This window comes from Alcanivorax sp. HI0044 (genome assembly GCF_001634945.1).
The window spans coordinates 1-1,066 of record NZ_LWEZ01000235.1 but is presented as its reverse complement, the minus strand read 5'-3'; the positions used below and the strand labels follow the sequence as shown (position 1 = coordinate 1,066).

The window sequence follows — 1,066 nt, the reverse complement described above, 5'->3', positions numbered from 1 at the left end:
TTGCATCAATTTCGCCCTGACTTGAAGGGGGAGGACGAGCGGGCACTGCTCTCCATCTGGAGTAAATACTATTTCTTGCGGCTGTTGCCGCCGGTGCTTGCGGCCAACCTGATCCTGCAACGTGAATTACCATTGTCGGTGGAGGTGCTGGCGGTTGAGGTGGATGCGCAAGGGTTGCCCGGTGTCTTCGTGTTGCCGGATGACGGACAACAACTTGTGGCAACCGCGCACCCGCTTTCCCGATTCGAGGGAATAATGCGGGATAATTTACAACCGGTTATCACTGCCTGGCAGCAGGCACTGGGGTTATCCACCCGGGTGCTGTGGAGTAATGCCAGCCGTTACATCCACTGGTTCACGGGGGAATTGAAAGGGGCCGGCTTGCCGGAGGTGCTCTGGGCGCCGGGGCGAGCGTTGCTTGATCAGCCCAGCTTTGAAAACGGTGACAGAAACCCCTTGTTTGGGGCCTACCAGGACAGGATGAACGCCAACACCGGCACTGTGATGACCGTGCGGCGCACCTGTTGTATTCGTTTTCGTTTGCCGGAGGCGGCGTTGTGTGAAGATTGCCCTCGGCTGTGTCGCAAGGGCATGGCAGCGTAAGCCGTTAACGGGGCAGGGCAATCCAGCTCAGCACACCTTGCTGCCGTTCGCGCCAGCGAAAAGGGATGGTGGCACCAAGCTTCCAGTCTGGCGACAGGGTTTTCAGCAGGGTCAGTGAGCGGGTCTCCCGGCGCTCCGCGTCATGGAAATAAAAGCGTTTTCCGGTGATCGGGTAGAGCGCCTTGAACAGGCTTTCCTTGGCGGAAAAAATCAGCGTGATGCGATTGGCGCGCTGAATATCCGATAACCCTTCCAGCTGTTCGCGTTCTTCGTGGGTCAGCAATTCCCGGCACAGACGGGCTGCCCGTTCTGCGCTGAGCCATTGCTCTGTGTCCAGCCCTACGGTCAGCCAATGGCGTGCATCGGCGACCATCACTTCAGCAATGCCCTGGCTGTGGGTAATGCTGCCCAGACTGCCAGCGGGCCATTGTGGTGCCCGGTCGGGTCCCAGGGCCGGGATACC

The 1,066-nt window shown here is 59.4% G+C and carries 2 protein-coding genes; one reads left to right on the top strand and one right to left on the bottom strand.

All coding sequences use genetic code 11. The features are described from left to right. A partial coding sequence (gene fhuF, locus A3730_RS03010; RefSeq protein ID WP_063537449.1) for a siderophore-iron reductase FhuF occupies window positions 1–603 on the top strand: 603 nt, incomplete at its 5' end. A 4-nt stretch (window positions 604–607) separates the two neighbouring features. Here fhuF and A3730_RS03005 read toward each other — a convergent pair. Next, the coding region (locus A3730_RS03005) for a 4'-phosphopantetheinyl transferase (RefSeq protein ID WP_063537447.1) at window positions 608–1,066 on the bottom strand (459 nt) is incomplete at its 5' end.